Consider the following 21,166-nt stretch of genomic DNA (forward strand, 5'->3'; position numbering starts at 1 on the left):
TTTCATTTTCCGGTTACCGGAGCGATTTCTTTGTTAAAACGATCCAGCCAAGCCGACATATTTTGTCCGATCGCTTCATAGTCGGTTTTTACAATTTTATTGCGGTCAAAATCCAGCTTTTGGGCAATATCGTCCGGAAGCTTAACTTCGGTGGCCGGATGATAGTACAATTTAGTGCCGTAAAGCGTCTGAACCTCGTCACTCAGCAGGAAGTCGATGAATAAATCAGTGGCTGCGGTGTTCTTGGCATTTTTAACTTTGGAGGCGACATTCGGAACAATCGGCGCGCCTTCCTTCGGGATGACAAACTCGAGATCCAGCCCGGCATCCGCTTGAACGAGACTGCGAGCCATCGTCCATGCCGTATATACTGCTGATTTATTTTGCAGATTCTGCTGCAATTGGGCGGCGCTTTTAGCGAAGGTCGGCATGTAGCCTGCAATCGTTTTCAGCTTCTCAAAGCCCGGGTCCATATTTTGCTCGTTGCCGCCATTGGCGTAAGCCAGCATAATGAGAGCTGAGCGGCCAAAGTTGCTGGAGATTTCGGTCAAAGTGATGTTCCCTTTCATCTCTGGGAGCGCCAGATCGTTCCAGGACTCCGGAATCGGGAGGCCCTTTGCTTTAACCTCTTCGGCTTGATAAGAAATCCCCATGGGAGTAAAATTAACCGTCACCCCGCTGTTCTCGCTAATGGCCAGATTGTCCATTACGTTTTTCATATTCGGAATATCCTGCTCTACGAGCGGCTCCCATAGACCCGCTTTGCGGCCGGTTTCTTGCTCACCGCCTTCGATGATGACAAGGTCAATTTGCGGAGCGGCCTGCTGCGCTTTGACTTTGGCGACGATTTCTGTAGACACGCCGGAAACATAGCTTAATTTGACGTCTGGATATTTTTCGTTAAACTTCTTAAAAATTTCATCCTTCATCAAATTCTCTACCGTAGCCCCGTTCCCCGCGACGACCAGTTGGGCTTCCGGCTTATTCCCTCCATCCGGGCTCACAGCCGCATCCGGCGCTTTGTCCTTCGCTCCGCAACCCGCCATCAATGTACCGATTAGCGTTACTGCAGCTAATATACTTACGACCCTCTTCTTCATACCCTACCTCCTGAATTCAAGTTCGTTCACCTATAGTGAACATCGTTTACTATATAGAAAAAGTATACTAGGATTTTAGCATGGCTTTAAAGCGATTTCAATAATAAAATTGATTAAACCGGTTTTCAAAAAACAAGGAGCATTTCCCAGGTCATCTGTCCAAGAGGAGAGCTCTTGTGATAAACTAGGTCTGATGTTGGCCATGAACATTATTTCACAAAGGAAGGGTTTCCATGGAAAATTACTTGTCATCCGTCAAAAATAGCTGCAGACTGCTCAAATTATTTCTCGAGTCTCCCAAAGAATTAGGAGTTTCCGAATTGAGCCGGATGCTTAATCTCTCCAAAGGAGCCGTCCATAAATTGCTTGCCACGTTGGAAAGCGAGGGCTTTATCCGGCAAAATCCGGCCAATAAACAATATGCCTTGGGCTATACTCTTCTGGAATTGGGCAACAAAGTGCTGCAAAACCATGATTTGGTTGAAATCGCCCGCCCTTACCTGCGCCAACTGGCCGATAAAACTAAAGAACTCGTCTGTCTCTGTGTAATCGACGGGAGAGACGCCATCTACGTTTATCGGATCGATTCGCAGCACCCTATCCGATTCACGGTCGATATACACCGGCGTTTTCCGTTATATGCTACCAGCGCTTCGAGATCTATTCTCGCCTTCCAATCGGATGACTTTATTGATTCGATCCTCTCGGAAGAGATTAAAGCGTTTACCGAACATTCGATTATAGATCCCGCCGCTCTGAAGCAAAGGCTGAACAAGATTCGCGCAGAAGGAAGCGAAATGAGCTCCAATATGAGAAATATCGGAGTCACCGGTGTCGCTGCGCCAATTTATGACTCCGCTGCCCAAGTGGTTGCTTCGGTCAGCTTGATCGGGCCGACCGATCGGATTATTCCACAGGCCGATTTTCTCCGCAATTGCATTCTGGAGACTACTGCCATCATCTCATCCGGCATTGGATATAACCACCCGGTCTAGACCGGGTTCAAGTCGTTTCACCTCTTTCGCCCAACTAGAAGGTTTCGAGAGCAATGAGGTGCATTTTTACTCTATTTCCCTCAATTGATACTTTCGGGACGAAATAGATGTATGTACTTTCACTTCATTTCAGCCTAGTTGGAGCTGTGTGCGCTTTCACAAAAGCGAACGATTTCAACTTTTTTACAATTAATAGTTCGTCTTTCGGCAAAACCCCCTCTTCCTTTTTGACAAAGGATAGAGTATACTTACACCATAAAATTGAATTGCCGCTCGTATAATGGCAGGAATTGGCCTGCGAGTCTCTACCCGGTCACCGGAAATGACCGGACTACGAGTGAATGCGTCTGTTTTGTCGTTGTTTTTTCCATTCACTCGAGGGACAAGCCTGACTAGAGGTCGGGTTTGGTTCGCTCGAGTTTTTTATTTTTCATATGAAGTACGGCTCGGTAACTCGATTGCCCCTGAATGCTTTGACAGCTACTGAATAACACTTTAAATTACCTTATATCACCTAAATTACAAGCCAACAAAGAAATTGGATGGAGGGTATCATGAAACAACTACAGGAAAAAATATTAGCCGAAGGAATAGTTCTATCCGACCATGTTCTCAAAGTCGATTCCTTCCTTAATCATCAGATCGATCCGCAGCTAATGCTGGCCATCGGCAAAGAATTCGTCAGCCGATTCAGCGGGGAGCCAATAACCAAGGTATTAACCATCGAGTCGTCGGGAATCGCCCCGGCCGTCATGGCCGCGATGCTGCTTAATGTGCCCTTAATCTTTGCCCGCAAACAAAAATCGCTGACTCTGCAGGACAACCTCCATATAGAGCAAGTCCATTCCTATACGAAGCAAGTAACTAACGAAATCTCCGTTTCCAAAAAGTTTATCGAAGAACAGGACAAGGTTCTCATTATCGATGATTTTCTGGCTCATGGCGAGGCTGCGTTTGGTCTGGCTAATATTGTGCAGAAAGCCGGAGCCGAAGTGGTAGGTATCGGCATTGTCATTGAAAAATCATTCCAGAACGGCAGCGCCAGGCTGACTGAAGCGGGCTTCCGGGTCGAATCCCTGGCTCGGGTGCAGTCTTTGTCCGAGGGGCAAGTCCGTTTTGCAGAGGATCGTTTAATTCTCAGCGCAGAGGAGAGCAATGGTCATGCGTAATCCTTCCAAGCTGCTTTCTCTTGGTCTGCAGCATGTGCTGGCCATGTATGCCGGTGCCGTTATCGTCCCGATCATTATCGCCAATCAGTTGGGGCTTACTCCCACTCAACTCTCTTACCTGATTTCCATCGATCTGCTTACCTGTGGAGTAGCCACCTTGCTTCAGGTCTGGAAAAACCGTTTCTTTGGAATCGGTCTCCCCGTTGTATTGGGATGTACCTTTACGGCTGTCGGTCCGATGATTGCCATTGGCTCCCAGTATGGTATTACAGCCATTTATGGTGCCATTATCGCTTCAGGACTGTTTGTCCTTCTGTTCGCCTCTTTCTTTGGAAAGCTGATTAAGTTTTTCCCTCCGGTCGTTACCGGATCGGTCGTTACTATTATCGGACTTACGCTTATCCCGGTTGCTATCCGGGATATGGGGGGCGGTAAAGAAACGTTTGGCCAAACCGTCAACCTGCTGCTATCCTTTGGGGTGCTTATATTCATTTTGTTGTTAAACCGCTTTGTGACCGGATTCTTCCGGGCCATTTCCATTCTTCTCGGTCTGGTCGCCGGAACTATAGTCGGCTGGGCTCTTGGAATGGTTGATTTCTCTGCCGTCTCGGAAGCTGGTTGGTTCCATATGGTCAAGCCTTTCTATTTCGGCATGCCCACCTTTGAAATTTCCGCTATCATTACAATGATTCTGGTAGCGATCGTCAGCCTGGTAGAATCAACGGGGGTTTATCTGGCACTCGGTAAAATTTGTGAAAAAGACTTAAAATCCAAAGACTTTACCGGAGGCTACCGCGCCGAAGGATTGGCTACGATATTGGGCGGATTATTCAATGCCCTTCCTTATACCGCCTTCTCTCAAAACGTAGGCCTGATTCAATTGACCAAGGTAAAAACCGTAAAGGTCATCATTGCAGCAGGGGGAATTCTTATCCTGCTTGGGCTGGTACCTAAAGTCGCAGCAGTGACTACCATCATTCCAGTGCCTGTACTCGGCGGAGCGATGCTGGCCATGTTCGGTATGGTTGTATCCTCAGGGATCAAATTACTCGGTACGGTCGATCTGAACCGCCAGGAAAATATGCTCATCGTCGCCTGCTCCATTGGAGTAGGACTGGGAGTAACGGTTGCCCCCGACCTGTTCTCCAGCCTGCCTGCCGGCCTGCAAATTTTGACGAGCAATGGCATTGTGGCAGGGAGCTTTACGGCCATGATTCTGAACGGCCTCTTTAATATGGGCCGCAGCAGACAAGCTGCAGCAAGTCCTTCGGGCGATCCAACTCCTTCCGGACAAGCTGCGTCTGAACCAACTGCCCCTTGAATGGGGGCGTATAGAGTCTCTTAATCGGGGAGATATTTTTCCCGCCGATCCCCAATGGGGTACAACGGCTTGGGAACTGATCAGCTATAAAGCCGAGCAAGAGCCCTCCGAGGAAGAAAAGCATGCGCATGAAGCCCCGAGAGCTCATCAGGATCGCGGAGATAAATAGCCTTATAATATCGGCGGAATGTAAACATTTACCATGTTTCGCTCTCCGATCGATGGTTTATATATGTTTTATGGCCACACCTGGGACCAAAAAGGGACTAAAAACATATCGGTCTGTGTATGCTGTATAAATCGGACAATTGGAGGGATGGGATATGGCAGCGAAGGGGAACAACGAAGTGAAGCAAAGCCTGGCTGAGCTGACCCGAATCTACAAACCGAAAGATCCTGTTAAATTTGTGAAAACCTTTATTCGTAAATACAGAGTCTCCGGAGGCTATGAGGAAGAATTGACCAGCCTGGTCAGAATGGAGCTTAACAAAATAAACTGTTGAAAATCTTCCCCGGCCGCGAATGCCGGGGCTTTTCCGTCATTTGATTCCTCTCTCGCCAAGAAAGGAACATTTGATAAATGGTCTGTTCAGGTGATAATCCAAATTTGAACTATGCTTTTTACTCGTTTATGTTGTCGAAGAGGCCGCATGATTATTGCGCTTTTGTATATTGTGGACACCCATAACAACAGCGATCCATTCCGCCGTCGGAAGCTTGCCCGAATTTTCCACCCGGTAAGCCCCAGAAGAGAACATGCCGCTCACTCTCTCGAATGAAGCCGCGGGCGCCTCCAGTTCGTCGTGAATCTCGTAATTTCTTGAGAAGGCAGGAGAAGTGATGATATAGGTTTTGGCTGAGGTTTCATAGACGAACCTTTTGTTCCACAAACTCATTTTCATTCTCACCGTCCCCCTCTCCTCCCCATTGGGTCCGGACACGGTCCATCGGTTGGAAAAAAAGCGGAATCCGCCGGTCACTTGTAATCTGCCGTCTTGATCGAGCACGCGAACACTGGATGTGAAGGCACTCTGCAAATCCAGTAGTCCTACCACTTGCCCCTCTGCATCGGTAATCTCCGTCTCCCCTGCCGACATAAAGTTGTCCCGAATGAAAACCGTCTTGTTCTCCATAATGTACCCCCTTCACGCTCCCAAAGAGTCACTCTGTTAACTGACCCGGCTGCCACTTACCGTTAACAGCCAGATAGATTCTTCAGTCTCGCCAAATTGCAATATTTGATATAAGTTTATACGATGAGAAAGCTAAAACGTTTCTTTCTTGTATAATTTTCGAGCTCATCGACCGATAATTCCCCCTATCCGGATTCTATTGCCCCAAGCTTAAATGTTCCCCCTGCTTCTTAAACCATAACTCGGCTAATGAAGCACACGCCGCCCCATTGCCCCAATCAAAAATCGTGAACTCTCCAACGATCTGCTCACTGTCGGGACCGTGATGCACATTTTCCATCGAGAAGCCATATTCCTTTGCTCCAAAATGAGGAAATCGGTTTTCGTAAAGCTTTTTCACCACAGGATTTTCAGGGCAATACATCATGTAAAAGGAAGCCCGCATCGCCCACAAACCCCGCGCTCTGTACTGTTCTTTGCCGGTGATTTTGTAGTAATCGTAATAAGTCAGCGCGAACAGGCTTTGCCTGGCGTCGTTCCATTCATCATCGGAGGTCATGACGCCGAAACCGCCCAGAGTCGGAACGGTCATATACGGGGGATCCCAGACGGCCTGATACAAAGAAAGCTCACCCAACACCGCCTCCCCTTCCTCGAGATACGAACAGCTTCCCGTGGCCCAATACAGCTCCTTGAAAGCTTCAGCCGTCCAATAGATAGAGAAGGAGCACTGATTATACAGCCCGCTTCTTGGGTCTCTCACTCCAGGCTGCTTGCCTTCCCATGGCGCAGAACAGGACCAGTACGTTTCAAAATCCTCCCATCTTCCGAACGGGATAATCTCTCTCTTTATAAATGCCATCGCTCTCTCCGCAGCCTGCAGATAGGCGGCTTCACCGGTTATTCTAAATAATCGCGCCAGCAGCAAAATATGCATCGATGTCTCTGGACTGGTCATCAGATACGGAGAAGCTTCCCCGCTGTCTATGTGAACCCAGGCTGGAAAGCTTCCGTCCTGCTCCTGCAGTTGAAGAAGCCTTGTTACATATTTTAGCGTATACTCAAGAAGGCGCTCGTCCTTCTCCAAATCCCCGTACCATTTCAACATCCAATAGCAGGTCCAGGACATATCCAGCAAATGAGCGTAGGATTCATGCCCGGGAGGTCGCCGGTTGGAGAAACCCCATTTTCCCTGCTCCCACTGCAGCTTATCATCGGCACAATAAACATTCGGAAACAGACCGTCATACTGCGGGGCGGATAAAGCAAAGGCTTTGGCCAATGCCGACTTGTCCACCATCTCCTGAGATCGCCACCGCTCCCCCCACAAGCGATAGCCGTAAGCGCTTCTCAGACTGCAGAACCAGGCCTGGTTCCAGAGACTTTTCGTTTCTCGCCAATGGTTCTCCAGACCGCCGCCCGGCGATTGCGCGGCCCGGACAATGAACACGCATCCGCCTACCGGCTCGCCATTCAACATAAACGATTGCCAGACAATGCTTCCCCACCGGTTAAAAGCCCAATCGTAGGTGTATGCAGCATACTTTTCCATTCCGGCTAAAAAGTTTTCCTCTCCCGACGCTGATTCCAACTCGACGAGCATACGCGGTTTGGCAAACCTTTCCCACATGAAGTCGGCCACCGGAGCCAGATTTCGCTTCCCTTTAACCTCCTGCCATTCCACCAAATATAAGCGAAACAATCGCTGACCGGGCTCTATTCTAAAGGGTTCTTGTGTCCTTCGATGATACACGTGTTCTATTTTCACATAGTGTCCTAGCTCGTAATACAGGGTGCGGTCCAGCTCCACATAATCCATCCTATGAGGAACGTGCCTTTCTCTCTCTATTTCGTCCAGATCTGGAATAAGAGCGAGCATTTTGCTTCCATTGACAAAAACAAGCGCCGGAGAACGAAACACCATGTCCCCGATCACTAAATCCTCTTCCGGAGCTAGATGAGGCTTCCAGACACATTCAATATGCGGGTCGGTCAGCGTCATTTCTACTCCCGCCCGATCTATGGTGACAGCCGATCCATTCCGAATCAACTCTACAGATGCTACTCTGACTCCGGCCCCCTCTATGGCAGGCCCCTTCTCTTTCGCGTTTACTATAAGCTCATACCCATCCGGCCAATCCTTGACCTTAATCCAGGACCAAAGCCATTCAGGAAATAATTCATTCATCTTTTTCTGCCGCCCTTCGTTCCACATCGGTTGCTTCACTTGGATTATCTTTACATTGGTTCTCTTCGCATCGATTTTGTTCAGAATTCCTTCTCTTTCATCATAACTCCCTCGGGATTCTGAGGTATTTATCCAGAAGCGTTAATCATTTAACGCATATTGCTAATTTGGAGCCCGTCCCCTACAATAATTTTAATCAGCAAAAACGGGAGGGGGTTCTCCATGGATTTGAACGCCTTATCACCTTATATCCGGGTGGCCTTAGATAACATCATCATCCCATCTTGGAAAGTCAAGGAGAGGGATCTCTTCGATTATGAGCTGCTGTATGTTAAGGAAGGAGAAGCCAGAGTAACGGTTCTGGATCAAGTTTACGATGGTCAACCAGGCGATATTTTTCTGTTTAAACCAAAACAAAAACACTCCATTACCGTGAAAGGCAGCATACCCCTCCGTCAGCCGCATATCCACTTTGATTTGTTTTATCGGCCAGACAGTCCAGAGGTCAAGGTTTCTTTTAAACCTATTGAAGAAATGTCTCCGCTAGAGCGCTCTTGGTTTCGTGAAGACGATTGTTCTATGCCCCCTTTTGATCTGCCCAATCATTTCCGGCTGCGGAATCCGCTTGTTTTCGAGAAACTGCTGCTCGATCTCATCCGCGAATTTAATATGGGACTACCCTTCAGCCAAGCTTCCGTCAAAGGGTTATTCATCCAGCTTTGGATTTACCTGCTGAGAGAACATCATTGGAATCAGAACAGTCATATCCATTCCAATTGGGAGCAATTGACCAAGGTTAAGCAATTTTTGAACCATCATTTCAATGAAGAGGTGAATGTGGAGAAGCTGGCGGAAATGGCAAACCTGAGTAATCATCATTTTATTCGTCTATTCAAAAAAGCCTTCGGAAGCTCCCCTATCAAATATCACCAGATAGTGCGGATAGAGAAAGCGAAGGAAATGATCCAATTTACCTCTACCCCGTTAACCGAAATAGCAGAAGAGGTCGGATTTCAAAGCATTCATGCATTTAGCCGGGCATTCAAGCAATTGGAAGGAGTCCCCCCTTCCTTTTACCGCAGTAAGAAACTTTAATGACATTCCCAATATCCCTCTTACTCAGTTCACTCTCCGTTCTTGGCCGGGCCAGTTTCCCTTTCATCCAGAACCTTGTGAGCGTTATCCCTTTCACTCAGTTCCTTCTCAGCCGGGCCAATTCCCTTTATCCATGCCTTTTGACCGCTATCCCTTTCACTCAGTTCACTCTCCGTTTGGCCGGGCCATTTTCACTTTTCCAGAACCTTGTGACCGTTATCCCTTTCACTCAGTTCCTTCTCAGCCGGGCCAATCTCCCTTATCCATGCCTTTTGACCGCTATCCCTTTCACCAGTTCCTTCCAGTCCGGGCAATCCCCTTATCCATGCCTTTCGACCGCTATCCCTTTCACTCAGTTCCTTCTCAGCCGGGGCAATCCCCTTATCCATGCCTTTCGACCGCTATCCCTTTCACCAGTTCCTTCCAGTCCGGGCAATCTCCCTTATCCATGCCTTTCGACCGCTATCCCTTTCACCAGTTCCTTCTCAGTCCGGGCAATCCCCTTATCCATGCCTTTCGACCGCTATCCCTTTCACTCAGAGCCTCGTTCCTTCTTTCGACTATGTCAGAAGATCGATGTTCCTCTCATAGTTAGATATTTAATATACTTTTTAATGGTTTTTATAAGTTTCTTCTCTCAAAGCGCTCGAAAGCTCGTTTAACTTGCCTTAAAACATAGACAAATAAGAAAGCTTGAAATAAGAACGTATGTTTGGTATGATAAATGAAAACGCACGTTCTTTGAGGGTGAATGCAATGGCTCTATTAGGTTCCAATATTTCGGATGTAAGGCTGGCTGAGAATTTCAGTTCAGGCCTGCAAGGAAAATCGGGCAGATCTACCAATTCAAGTTTGCACAGGAAATCAGATGCGACTTTCAGTTCAAAATTGCATAGAAAGTTAGATTGGAGTTCCGGTTTAGATTCTCATCGAAAGCAAGACTGGAATACGGGTATCAGTAAAGTCTTGCATTTACATTCAGATGTAAAGTTAAATTTTGAGTTGAATGGCATTTTCAAATGGAACGAACAATCTTTGCGTTTAGAGGAAAAAGCCTTTCGGAATCGTTTTAAGACAGAGGAAGACTGTGCACAGTTCATCTATCAAGCGAAATGGCCTAACGGCTTTTCCTGCCCTCGTTGTGAGCATAAGCAGGCCTACGTCATTCGTTCCCGCCGGCTTCCACTCTATGAATGCCGCAGTTGCCGGCACCAGACCTCTCTGATCGCTGGGACCGTAATGGAAGGAAGCCGCACTTCGCTATGTAAATGGTTTCTTGCCTTTCATCTGGTATCGCATGCCGATCGAGGCACGAATGCCGTTCAGTTAAGCTCACTCCTCCATGTCACTTATAAAACAGCGTGGTTGATTCTTCACAAAATTCGTCAAGCTTTAGCTCAGGCCGATAACAGGCGGCCCCTAACCGGTATGATAAAGGGAGGAATGGCCTTCTACCGTCCATTCCATAACGCTACTTCGCTCTTAGACCTTTACCCGGAGCAGATGCCTGTGTTCGTCGCTGCTTCCCTAGGTAAAGGAACTGAACCTTACCAAATTAAAATAAAAACCATTCACCCACAAAATATTCAGCATGGCTCAATCCTACCGGCCGCATGTCAGCAATTCACCGAGCAGCACATTAGCTCAGATGCAGAGGAAGTAAAGATTGAGACAAGACTTTTTCGTCATCACCGTATTCCTTCCCTGCGAAAGTATGTCCGCAAAGCGAGATCGTGGATAAACCGAACATTTAACGGGATCGGACCGAAATATTTACAGTACTACCTTGATGAATTCTGTTTCCGTCTAAATTTACAATTGCAAAACAGACCCATATTCGATCCCCTGGCCAATGTCTTATGCGGGCCTTTGTGAGCGAAGCCCAGAAACCTTTACAAGTCTTTCGTTACTTCACGTGACTCTCTATCCAGTGATGTTTTTTGTCGTTGTTGCAGGTGATTTTTCGATCGCCGGCTTTGTATTGTAGTTTTGAAATGCCAGTTTTGTGTTAGATTTCTTCAAATTTTATTTAAATTTATACCTAATGGTATGGTTGTGGTACAAATCAGAAGAGGAGAATTGAACTCAATTGGTAGGGATGACGTGAAGTAATCTATTTTTCTGAGCTAAGGGGATAACAGTCAGAAGCTCGCGAAAAGCAATATATATACCGAAGTATCGGCAATAAATGTGAAGGTTTGGCAAAGCGAGTTAAAGATTTTAGCAAGGTTTGCTCCAAGATTTGAATAAGACTTAGCTAAGGTCTGGACAATGTTTAATAAGATATGGGCTAAGATGTGGGCAGGGTATGGACAAAATAACGAAAGTTGGACCAAGGAGATGTGACTTAATAAATTGCTCAAAAAAGGAGAGGTATTAATTTTAAATTTAGAGCAACAAAAAACTGACGCCTACAGCTGGAAGCTGAGTAGGCGCCATTCGTTAATAGATATCCCTATTGAAAGTTCATGTTCATATTTAGTTGTTTCCTTTTGTTGTATGGTCGTACGTGTATGAGCATTTTATTCCTAATTCAGCTTTTTAAGTTAAATCCGTGCTATGGTCATTCGTATTACCAAAGTCGATTGTTGCAATCCAGTCGCTTTTATTATCGTTATGAAGGAAACGTTAAGGAGTTAGTCCCGACCATAGTTGGATCAATCGTTGAACCTCCGCATTAAGTATGTCCTTAGCGTCAGAAGATACTTGTTTGAGGTTGGAATTCATGTTCAGGTGTTTCACAAAATCATTTAATTGCTTGACTGCCTGCGGCCCATGCCCTTTGCTGTCATGATGTTCCGCTTGCTCGATGCGGTTGCGAAGCTTGTGTAGCAGCGGTTCGCGGATGTCTCCTGAAACCTCGTAGCCATCCAGCAGCTGTGAAACGGGAGAGATGCCAATTTGCCCTTTAACCTTCCACAAGCGTTCATTCAACCTGCTTTTGTTACCACCTTCCGGGAGCCTGCCGATCTTCTCTACAGCGTCTACGGCTGCCTTGAGAGTCAAGGAAGCCTCGGCGTTGCGAACAGCCTCCGCGGCCTGAACAATTTGCTCCTCAAGCGAGCCGGGGAGGATGTCGCTTTCACCCCAGTTTAGATAAACCTCTCCATTGATATCGGTCATCGTTCCTTCCCGTGCGATGATAAAGTTCCGGTGTTTGATCTCTTCTGCGGGAACTCCCTCTTTGGCGCTGAAATACAGCTTGGTCATCTCGACGGCACTTGAGACAGGATCTTGTTTTTGGGCCAAATCACTGTAAAGCGCATCCTCCGACTGATTCACCTTAAATGTCACCTTTACCTCTCCTGGAGTAGTGGCAGTCACGGTCACCTGTGCTTTTCCGACAAGAGAAGGGGGAAGCTCATACGACTGAAAATCTACTTTATCCGAATCGTATAGTACTGTAAAATGGCCCTCTGTGAAATGATCGGCGAGCGTGATCTTAGGCACAACCGACAATCGATCCGGCTGGCTTAGATCGGTTGCGAGCGTCATGGTGAACCTTCTAACATACGAATCCTTCACATATTCATAGATTCGATCATACACGGTCCGCTTAATCATCGATGTCCCATCCGCCGCTTTATTAGGATGGAGCGGAAGATAGGCGTTGGCCCCGTCCACGATCGGCGTAGTGGCCAAATAATAAACGTTAAACGTGTCTTTCATGTGCCCTTCCGCAATGCCATAATTTAAATATTGGGCCAACGTATGATAATCATTATACTCTACCTCTACGGAAGCACCGACCTTGCGGGCAATATCGGCAGTGGCGGACAGAACCCCTTTTTTGTAAAGGTTAAAGGCATAGTTGGGTTGTATGGACGCAGCCGTGAAGCCGAGCTCTCTCCACAGATAAGGAGATTGCGACTGCAGATAGGGCACCCATGTAAAAAAATAATTTTTGCTCTTCAAATAATTTGCCGTGCCCCTAATCACTTCAAAATCTCCCGTGTCAAATATTTTTTCAGGGACCCAGTAATAGCTGTTTAAGGTTAGATTGTTATATCCTGCTTCTGCAAATCTTTTCTCTACTTCGTCAATATACCAGCGAATGGCTGCTTTTTTGTTCTCCAGAGCAAGCCGCGCCATTTCCATCTTGCCTGCTTCGCTATCGGAATCGCTCACCTGATCGGCGAAATCTTCCGGTTTAAGGCTGACCTTACGGCCGTCTCCGTATATATCCCCGAAATCGGAGCTGGCTGTCAATTTCGGAATAGCAAAGTTAATTCTAACTTTTTTATCCGTGCCCAAAAGAGCGTTTAGTTCGCCAGCCGCCTTGTTAATGGCTCCGAGCTGGGTTTCTTCCTGGAAGACGAAATCCAAATAAGAATTATAATCGGCCTCAGTCGCAAAGATGCCAAATCCGTTGGAATCAAACCCGGAAGGCGTAATAATCGCAGCCACCGTTGTAAAAAGAATATCATCGAACAGCCAATCGGTATAATTCCCCTTCAGATCCTGATAACCCAGGACGCTTAGTACCTTCTCTTTGGTCCAATTGGTGATTTCCGGATCTTTATAAGCGCCCGTGGGAAACAGGAACTGATCGGACATATAGGCGGCTTCCTTCGATCCCGGAGCCGGGAAGCGATTCACTTCGGGATTGTCCGGATCAAGCTGTGCCTTAGGGGGCTGAGCTCCGTTCACAATCCCCTTATATCCCGAAATCTCGACTTCGTCAGCCCAACAGTTGACATCGACTACGAAGGAGATTTTAATAAATCTCGCCTGAATATTCATGGGCTCTGTACCTACTTTATCGAGCCTGTATTTTTTTAGATGAATATCTTTATGGTCAGGGCCCGGCTTCACATTCTCAAAGTACAGCGGAGCATCAGCTTCCGCCTTACCCAGAAAGACGTAATTATCCCCATCGCTGGAAGCATAATATCTGACATTAAGCGGCGGGGCAATCCCGACATCGCTTCTTTGCCCGAAGCCTATCGATAATTCGTTAATCGTACTGAGCTGTTCCAGTTCAAAGATTAATTCCCGCTTGGAATCCCGATAAAATTTAAACCAGGAGGAATCCCCCCAATCGTTCACATTGGCGGGAATCTCGTCCGTCAGCTTGTACAATTCACTCGACGGAGAACCATAATCCGGGATGTTCATTTGATACATGATATTAGCATCAGGTTTCAACACCTCAGGGATCAGTCCGTGAGCCAGGTTAATCGGACCTGAAGCTGGCTCCACCTGTGCGGAAGCCTGCACGGTACCTCCCCACAATAACACTATAGCCAAACAACAAACTACGGCAGGAAGCCATCCTTTTTTTATTGACATTGCAAAACCTCCATGTTTTGTATTCGCTTTCAACACAAACGGGAAAACGTCAATGATCACCTCCTTCCATTGTAGTACAGGTACTTGTAGGTTCTATAATTGTGTTATCGAATTACAAGAACCAAGGGGCAGCGAAAGGCATTGACTCGACATTGCGAAAAGAAGGAACGGATGAAGCTCAAGCCGGCAAAATCGGTTAGGGTTAACCGTGTCAAGTTTCGCAAGGCGCGCCTTACCCGGCGCGCTTGCGGCCCTGACAGGGAGATGGTCTGATCGGATGTGCCCATATTTCCGATGCAAAATTACATTCATGGCGTTTCGGCGCCAAGAAATTAAATGACCTCTAACTCATCTTTGTCCGAAAGAGGCGGGAAGTCTGTAAAGGGCGTTGACTGGTACCAGAAAACTGTGGATGCAATATCGTCCTTAAGCGGCAGGTATCTTCCTTCGGAGCGCCAGCCCAGCGCCTGAATCGTTACACGCAAATTTTGCGCAAACCGGATAGGATCGAGCACATGCCAGCGGTACATGCCGAACCGCTGCTGGCTGCGGTAAAGGCCATCCGGCTTGATCACCTGATGCATACCAAGGAACGGTGTGGAATAGATGCCATATTCTCCTTGCGGTTGCTCCCAGTTCCAGGCGCCTCCGAAATAGTCCTCTGTTCCCGTTCCACAGATTGTTGGGTATTGTTCATCCCCATCGAGGTAAAATTTGATTTCCCCTTCCCCGAACCAGCCATTATTATTGGATTGCCAAGCCAAATAGGTTCCGACATAGTGACCCTGCCCCTGCGCAGCATCCAGCAGCGTATGGACCTCCTTGTAAGGCAAAGGATTGCTTCGGCGCCACTGCGCATGGAAATATCCCGCATCCTCGGGTACTTCGGTTAGTGTATAATCAATCTGGTAAAATAAAATCGCTGTCTCATTCGATCGGTTCTCCATCGTAATTTTGGCCGATTTTTTAAACGGCATTTCCCAATAGCAATTGAAGCCCCCCGCCGGATTGACAGCAACCGGAAGCGAATTTACGTTGCTGCGCTCACACCAGCCATTGCAGAAAAAGTCGCCGAGAGGAACCTCCACGGAAGGCTTATCTTCCCCATCCCAATACATCCTTAGAATCCACGTTCTCCAGGTCGTCGGGAAGCTGGTCATCCAAATATGCTGAAGAGCACCTGGACCTTCTATCTCCGCCAACGTAAATGTAGTGTTAGCCGGAATATGTACGGACGGGGAAATTTTCCACCCGGGACCCAAATCCTTTGCAAAATCCTTTCCAGTTCCCTCGGTAGCCATACCTCCCTTTCCTTTTTCACCGGTAAAGTTCTCAGCGCTGATGGATCTTGTCTTTGCCCGCGACAACCTGGATAAATTGCCCATTCCCATCCCAAGCCCGTTAAATGACTGCATGTGAACCCTCCTAAATTCTATGTTATGCTCCCAATCATAATAGAAAAAGAAGGCGATGGATTTAGCGCAAATTAGCAAATGGTTAACCGATTCTGATCATATTTAACTACTGATCACTTAAAAATAATGACAACTGACACACGTCAAATAAATAAGAGCTTTTCCCGGGTCTTCAGACCCCGAAAAAGCTCTAAGTTTATTCATCCTATCCCGACGGAAATGCGCTATCTGAACGCGCGTTTCTCCCGATGAGCGTGACGGTACGGGTAAGGCGACGATAAATTTCATGTATACACTCTGTCTGTATCTACGCCTAGGCCGATCCCGCCGCCGTTTCCCCGGTTTGCAGCTGGTACATCCGGAAGTAGCGCCCTTGCTTCTGCATTAATTCCTCGTGCGTTCCTCTCTCCACGATTTCTCCGCGATGCAGCACGAGAATTTGGTCGGCCTCTTTAATCGTGGACAGCCGATGCGCAATAATGAAGGTCGTCCGACCTTTGCTCAGCACCTTCAGCGCCTGCTGGATGAGCCCTTCGGTTTCGCTGTCGATGCTCGCCGTAGCCTCATCGAGAATGAGGATAGCCGGATTATAGGCGAGGGCTCTCGCGAACGAAATAAGCTGACGTTGCCCGGCAGAAAGCGTGCTTCCTCTCTCCACTACCGGAGTATCGTACGCTTGCGGAAGCTGCTCGACGAAGGAAGCCGCGCCTACGTCTCGCAGCGCTTTTTTCACCTGCTCCGGTCCGATCGTCGGATCATATAGACTGACATTAAATTTAATGTCGCCGGTAAATAAGAAGGGATCCTGCAGAACAATGCCCATATGCTTACGCAGCTCCTGCTTGGAATAATCGCGAATATCCCGGCCGTCGATGCGGATTGCCCCCAAGCTAGTCTCGTAAAAGCCGAGCAGCAGGTTCATAATCGAGCTTTTGCCCGAGCCGGTATGTCCAACTAAAGCAACGGTCTCTCCTTTATTCGCTTCGAACGTAATATTTTTGAGCACATAATCGTCCCCGTTGTAAGCGAAGGATACCCCATCGAATTGGACATGGCCTTCCGGTCTCCTGATCGTTTCCTTGCTCGTCTCCACGATTTCATTCTCGGCTGGCTGATCCATCAGGTGAAATACCCGTTCGGCGGACACGAAGGCGCGTTGGGCATTGAGCAATTGATCAAAAATGCCGATAATCGGCTGGGCAAATCGGCTCAAATAATCGATGAAGGCATAAAGCACTCCGAAGGAAATAACCGCCCGTAATGAATCGCCTCCGAATTTCCAAATGACCCCCGCCGTAACCAGACTGATGATCAGGCCGACGGCATTCCGTGACGATAACGAAAATACCCGGAATTGCTTCTTCTGATTCACATATCGATCCTCGTTAAGTGTCTCGAACTCTTCGATCGTCTTCTTCTCTCGGCGAAAAGCCTGGATGATCGGCATAACATGAATCGATTCGTTCAGTTTGGCGTTCATATCGCTTAATCTGGCGCGCATAATGGTAACGTAGACTTTGGAAAACCGGAGATGAACAGCCATAATGACGACAAAGACCGGAATTAGCAACAAGGTGATAAAGGCCAGCTTCGTATCCAAAAGAAATAGAGCGACAATAATTCCGATCATATTGACACCGCTGACGACAAACGTGGCCATAAAGCTCATGAATAATTCTTTAATCGCCTCGGTATCGTTGGCAATCCGCGATACGACAGCACCTATCGGAGTGTTGTCAAAATAGCGGATAGGGATGCGCTGAATATGATTCATCACATCTGTACGCATCTTCTGGATGATGCCGAGCGCAGCGGTCTGCAATAAATAAGATTGAATGAAGGTGAACCCGCTGGCTGCCAGCAGAAGAATAATATAAAGACCGATCAGCCAGAGCACCGGCTTGAAATCGAAGCTGTAGAATCGGGCAATGTCATCCTTGCCGAGTTTGGCGGCAGAATAGGATTCCGTCACCCCATCCGTGCTAATTTCCACTGTTTCATCGGAAACTACATTCCAGACCGCGCCTTCCGGTATTTCACCGACGATGAGATAGAAGGAAGCGCCAATGACCGATATGCTCGCTTTTTCCCATGAATCCGGGATCTGTTGTCCGCTCTTCAGCCAATCGCTCCTGACAAAGGCCCTATCCTGATAACGTACGGATTGAATCCCTTCCGGCACCGTTTCCGGATCGGCCGAATACCACGGCTTTTCGATCCCCTGGATATGCTGATCGATTATAATTTTTGCAATGTAGGGGCCCGCTAATTGAGCGCCTGTCGCCGCAACCAGAATAAGCAATGCGATGATAATTGTTTTTTTATAGAGGAGGGCATATCGGAACAGTCTCCCGGTAAGAGATGATTTAGACTTATTCATGTTCCGCCTCCTTCCCATTCTCCAGCAAGCTCGCTTCCAATTGCTGCTTGTCATACTGCTGCCTGTACCAACCGCCCAACCTCATGAGCTGGTCGTGCGTCCCTTCCTCGATCACTCGGCCTTCCTCCAGCACAAGAATCCAGTTGGCATGGCTGACAGCCGAGAGCCGGTGTGTCGCTATCCAGGTCGTTTTGTCCGCTCTCTCCCGGCGCAGATTACGCAGGATGATACTCTCGGTTCGTGCATCAACGGCTGACAGGGCGTCATCAAGCAACAATATCTCCGGCGCGACGAGGAGCGCTCGGGCGATGGCAAGCCGCTGCTTCTGGCCCCCTGAAAGCATAACCCCATTCTCTCCTACAATCGTTTGGAGCCCGTCCTTCATTTGTTCCACATCGCCTGTGAACGAGGCCATCTCTACCGCCCGACGGATCTCTTCTTCCCCAGCCTCCGTCTTCCCCAACGCTATATTCTCGGCAATCGTCTTGGAGAGCAGCATATGCTCTTGGGGCACATAGCCGACCCAACTGCGGATTTGATCGATGGAGATCGCGTCTATAGAATGTCCGCTAATGAATAGTCTGTCAGGCTCCACGGGATACAGGCGGAGGAGCTGCTTAAGCAGAGTGCTTTTGCCGCTTCCCGTCCGACCTACTACACCGAGAGTTTCGCCCTGGTTGACCCGAACGGAAATTCCATTCAAGCTGTTGACGTTGGATCCCGGGTAGCGAAAGGTCAAATTCTTCAGCTCTATATTTAGCGGATGGCTCGCTTCCAACGGATGCGCAGGCTCCCGAACATCGGCTTTCTGAGCGAGGGAAGATTCCAGTCGGTCAACCGAAGCACTGCCTCTCTGCAAAATGTTAATGAACTCTCCAAACGCAATCATCGGCCAGACCAATTGCCCCAAGTAAATGTTGAACGTAACCAATTGTCCAAGTGAAAGGTCGCCTTGAAACACCAGATAAGAGCCGTAGCCGATTCCGATCGAATAGCTCAGCCCGACAATCGTCGATATAACCGGTTGGAACAAGGCGCCGATGATCGCTACTTTTCTATTTTTATTCATGACATCCGTCGTTACTTCACGAAAAGAAGCCGCGTCCTCTGTCTCTTGCACGTAAGATCGGATGACTCTCATACCCGAGATCGATTCAAGGGCTTGATCGTTCATCCTTCCGAATGCTTCCTGTGAAGCCAGAAATCTTTGTCTCATCGCCTTGCCCAAGCGGCTGATCGCAAGCGCCAGAAACGGCAGCGGAATGAGTGCCGCCAGCATCAGCTTGTAGCTGGTGAACACGACCATAGTCCCCAGTACGACCGTTATTCCGACAACCGTATTCACCAGCGTTAGAACGCCGAACCCCGCGGTCTGGCTTACGGCCAGCACATCGTTCGTAGCCAGCGCCATCAGGTCTCCGGTCCGGTTGCGTTGAAAGAAGGAAGGAGTCATGCGAGTCCAATGCTTCATTAGCCGGCTGCGCATTGTTTTCTCCAGTAAAATTGAATTGCCGAACAAAGAAGTCATCCATATGTAGTTAACTAGGTAGGTAACTACAGCCAGGCCTACAAGCAGACTAACGGTAGAGACCAGTCCCGCCTGAGTTAGTTCGGAGATACGGATCGAGTCGATCACTTGACCGATAACTCTCGGAGGAATCATATTCCCGAGACTGACCAAAGCCATTAAGGTGATAGCTAACATATACTTCATCCAGTGCTGCTTAAAAAACCATTGCAACTTAATAACGAAAGACATTCTCTCACCTCATTGGTCCAATTAAATGCACAAAATCGCTTTTCACGTTTTGCCATTCGATACAGATCATAGGCTCACCTCCTTAATAGGGCTAATCTTCAATAAACATTATAACAAACATATGTTCGTTTGTATTCAACCCGAAACTGGCTTAAGCAAAATTTTTGCATGGGAAGGGAGCTTATTATTGTAGCATATCCGATTCGCTATCTATTGGGAATACTTGGTTATAATTGTTTTTTCCGGGTTATAATAATGCACAAGAGATTGCTGCCCTTCCGTATCAAACATATACTCTCCTTACATGAATAAAAAAACGGGTAAATTACCAATATAAGTAATGTAAAGACATATTATTTACAACCTGTTCGAATTATCAAATAAAGGAGGACTGAAAAATGAGAACATTAAACATACTATCCCTGGTTTTGCTAATTATCGGAGGTTTGAATTGGCTGCTATTCGGACTCTTCCAATGGGATTTGGTCGGAGGGATTTTCGGCGGAATGAGCAGTCCCGTATCCCGAATCATTTATGTGATTGTCGGAGTTGCCGCTATCTACGCGTTCTCTCTGTTCAATAAAGTAGCCGATGATAGTCGTCCGGCAACGGCTGATTAATTCTGAAAGCGATCAATGGGCCAGAATGATCCGAACGATTACGAACGAAACATCCATAATCAAAAACCATCCCAACCCGCTGTTAGATCAGGTTGGGATGATTTTTTGCCATGCCCTCTCTTGACTATTTGGTAAAAATAAAACACTGACTCCTAATGATCGGAGTCAGCCATGGGCCTCAGGCCTGGAATACTTTTACAGAGCCTCCGTTCCGCCGAATCACATCTATAAGCTCGTCATAATCTTCGTCTTCCACCTGACAGGAAAGCACATAGGTAAAATCGTCCAAGGAAAGGTCATCCGCCCCGGAGTCGGATGCCTCGTCCGAATCCCTGTCCCAAACATCCATGGCCACCACAACCGGGACCCCACGATCACTCCCCGTCACTCCCGCTCCCGAACCCATCAACGAACCGTCTGCCCCTGCAGCCCCCGCAACAAATGGGGTTAACAAGCGGACATCCTCGGAAAGCTTATCCTGCAACTCGCCTACTTCCATATCGGTGACAGCATAGGTTTGCAGCTTCGTCCTTGCGCTTTCGGCATCGTCTTCCGTTCTAAAATACGCCTGAATTGTTCTGGGCATTGTTCATACTCCTCCAATTAGAAGTTTTTTATCTGCTCTCTATACTTTGTCTTACCCTAATTTATCTGTTTCTAACCGGATCTTTCTTGCCCACAGGTTACAGTACGGTACCA

General features: G+C 47.7%; 15 protein-coding genes and 1 riboswitch. Of the genes, 7 read left to right on the forward strand and 8 right to left on the reverse strand.

The features are described from left to right. Positions 1 to 2: 2 nt before the first annotated feature. Complete coding sequence (locus KJS69_RS16275) at positions 3 to 1,100, reverse strand: extracellular solute-binding protein (protein ID WP_213584838.1); 1,098 nt, start codon at positions 1,098 to 1,100, stop codon at positions 3 to 5. A gap of 233 nt (positions 1,101 to 1,333) precedes the next feature. Between KJS69_RS16275 and KJS69_RS16280 the strand changes: the two genes are divergently transcribed. The 4 genes from KJS69_RS16280 to KJS69_RS16295 all read left to right on the forward strand — a co-directional run bounded on the left by KJS69_RS16280 (position 1,334) and on the right by KJS69_RS16295 (position 5,088). Further along, entirely contained in the window at positions 1,334 to 2,095 is a 762-nt protein-coding gene (locus tag KJS69_RS16280; RefSeq protein WP_213584839.1) for an IclR family transcriptional regulator, read from the forward strand. A gap of 253 nt (positions 2,096 to 2,348) precedes the next feature. Further along, positions 2,349 to 2,449, forward strand: a riboswitch (purine riboswitch). A 200-nt stretch (positions 2,450 to 2,649) separates the two neighbouring features. After that, complete coding sequence (locus KJS69_RS16285) at positions 2,650 to 3,264, forward strand: xanthine phosphoribosyltransferase (RefSeq protein WP_213584840.1); 615 nt, start codon at positions 2,650 to 2,652, stop codon at positions 3,262 to 3,264. Next, the gene (locus KJS69_RS16290; protein ID WP_213584841.1) at positions 3,257 to 4,585 is read left to right on the forward strand and encodes a nucleobase:cation symporter-2 family protein; all 1,329 of its coding nucleotides are present in this window, start codon (positions 3,257 to 3,259) and stop codon (positions 4,583 to 4,585) included. Before KJS69_RS16285 ends, KJS69_RS16290 begins: the two co-directional genes overlap by 8 nt. 323 nt (positions 4,586 to 4,908) lie before the next feature. Next, the gene (locus KJS69_RS16295; RefSeq protein ID WP_213584842.1) at positions 4,909 to 5,088 is read left to right on the forward strand and encodes a hypothetical protein; all 180 of its coding nucleotides are present in this window, start codon (positions 4,909 to 4,911) and stop codon (positions 5,086 to 5,088) included. Between the two features lie 126 nt (positions 5,089 to 5,214). Here the strand turns inward: KJS69_RS16295 and KJS69_RS16300 are convergent, their stop codons facing one another. Both KJS69_RS16300 and KJS69_RS16305 read right to left on the reverse strand, forming a co-directional pair. Beyond that, the gene (locus KJS69_RS16300; protein ID WP_213584843.1) at positions 5,215 to 5,718 is read right to left on the reverse strand and encodes an LURP-one-related family protein; all 504 of its coding nucleotides are present in this window, start codon (positions 5,716 to 5,718) and stop codon (positions 5,215 to 5,217) included. Between the two features lie 196 nt (positions 5,719 to 5,914). Further along, entirely contained in the window at positions 5,915 to 7,906 is a 1,992-nt protein-coding gene (locus tag KJS69_RS16305) for a glycoside hydrolase family protein (RefSeq protein WP_213584844.1), read from the reverse strand. A gap of 222 nt (positions 7,907 to 8,128) precedes the next feature. Between KJS69_RS16305 and KJS69_RS16310 the strand changes: the two genes are divergently transcribed. Next, positions 8,129 to 9,001 (forward strand): AraC family transcriptional regulator, encoded by an 873-nt coding sequence (locus tag KJS69_RS16310; protein ID WP_213584845.1) that lies wholly within the window; start codon positions 8,129 to 8,131, stop codon positions 8,999 to 9,001. A gap of 756 nt (positions 9,002 to 9,757) precedes the next feature. Beyond that, complete coding sequence (locus KJS69_RS16315) at positions 9,758 to 10,876, forward strand: transposase (protein WP_213584846.1); 1,119 nt, start codon at positions 9,758 to 9,760, stop codon at positions 10,874 to 10,876. Positions 10,877 to 11,629: 753 nt separating this feature from the next. Here the strand turns inward: KJS69_RS16315 and KJS69_RS16320 are convergent. From KJS69_RS16320 to KJS69_RS16335, 4 genes are all read right to left on the reverse strand, one after another. Beyond that, entirely contained in the window at positions 11,630 to 14,293 is a 2,664-nt protein-coding gene (locus KJS69_RS16320; protein ID WP_213584847.1) for a DUF4855 domain-containing protein, read from the reverse strand. Between the two features lie 332 nt (positions 14,294 to 14,625). Beyond that, on the reverse strand, positions 14,626 to 15,708 hold the full coding sequence (locus KJS69_RS16325) for a glycoside hydrolase family 172 protein (RefSeq protein WP_213584848.1): 1,083 nt from the start codon (positions 15,706 to 15,708) through the stop codon (positions 14,626 to 14,628). 313 nt (positions 15,709 to 16,021) lie between these two features. After that, a complete protein-coding gene (locus KJS69_RS16330; protein ID WP_249730559.1) occupies positions 16,022 to 18,088 on the reverse strand; it encodes an ABC transporter ATP-binding protein in 2,067 nt (688 codons plus the stop codon). Beyond that, the gene (locus KJS69_RS16335) at positions 18,081 to 19,847 is read right to left on the reverse strand and encodes an ABC transporter ATP-binding protein (protein ID WP_213584850.1); all 1,767 of its coding nucleotides are present in this window, start codon (positions 19,845 to 19,847) and stop codon (positions 18,081 to 18,083) included. Before KJS69_RS16335 ends, KJS69_RS16330 begins: the two co-directional genes overlap by 8 nt. Positions 19,848 to 20,245: 398 nt before the next feature. Between KJS69_RS16335 and KJS69_RS16340 the strand changes: the two genes are divergently transcribed. Continuing rightward, the gene (locus KJS69_RS16340; RefSeq protein WP_213584851.1) at positions 20,246 to 20,467 is read left to right on the forward strand and encodes a DUF378 domain-containing protein; all 222 of its coding nucleotides are present in this window, start codon (positions 20,246 to 20,248) and stop codon (positions 20,465 to 20,467) included. 178 nt (positions 20,468 to 20,645) lie between these two features. On the opposite strand, the gene KJS69_RS16345 is transcribed toward KJS69_RS16340, so the two are convergent. After that, the gene (locus KJS69_RS16345; protein WP_213584852.1) at positions 20,646 to 21,053 is read right to left on the reverse strand and encodes a hypothetical protein; all 408 of its coding nucleotides are present in this window, start codon (positions 21,051 to 21,053) and stop codon (positions 20,646 to 20,648) included. Positions 21,054 to 21,166: the final 113 nt, after the last annotated feature.

Source organism: Paenibacillus sp. J2TS4 (assembly GCF_018403245.1).
Taxonomy (GTDB): Bacteria; Bacillota; Bacilli; order Paenibacillales; family NBRC-103111; genus Paenibacillus_L.